Origin of the sequence: Commensalibacter communis (assembly GCF_947179015.1) — a bacterium.
Taxonomy (GTDB): domain Bacteria; phylum Pseudomonadota; class Alphaproteobacteria; order Acetobacterales; family Acetobacteraceae; genus Commensalibacter; species Commensalibacter communis.
Map to the genome: position 1 here is coordinate 1 of NZ_CAMXCM010000044.1, position 257 is coordinate 257.

At 37.0% G+C, this 257-nt stretch carries 1 protein-coding gene; it reads right to left on the minus strand.

All coding sequences use genetic code 11. From position 1 onward, the window contains the following. Window positions 1-217 (minus strand): hypothetical protein (locus PQG54_RS12360; RefSeq protein ID WP_271807751.1); only part of this gene is annotated, 217 nt, incomplete at its 3' end. Window positions 218-257 lie beyond the last annotated feature (40 nt).

The window sequence follows — 257 nt, forward strand, 5'->3', positions numbered from 1 at the left end:
CTGTTGTATCTGTTGAACTGATTTTGAAATCTACACGAATTAACATCGTCGTTGGAGTTGGCAATCCTTTTGTGGTATCAGGTGACAAATAACCCGCTGTTAGCCCTGTTGTCCCTGATACAGCACCTGCACTTCCAACCAATTTAACTGGTGCAAAATTAATAGGGAATGTTCCTGTATTGTTTTTATAAGTTGTTTCAAGTTCAAAGTTGCTCATGTTATTTAATGGTACCCATTGGTTATTTTGCTTAATTACA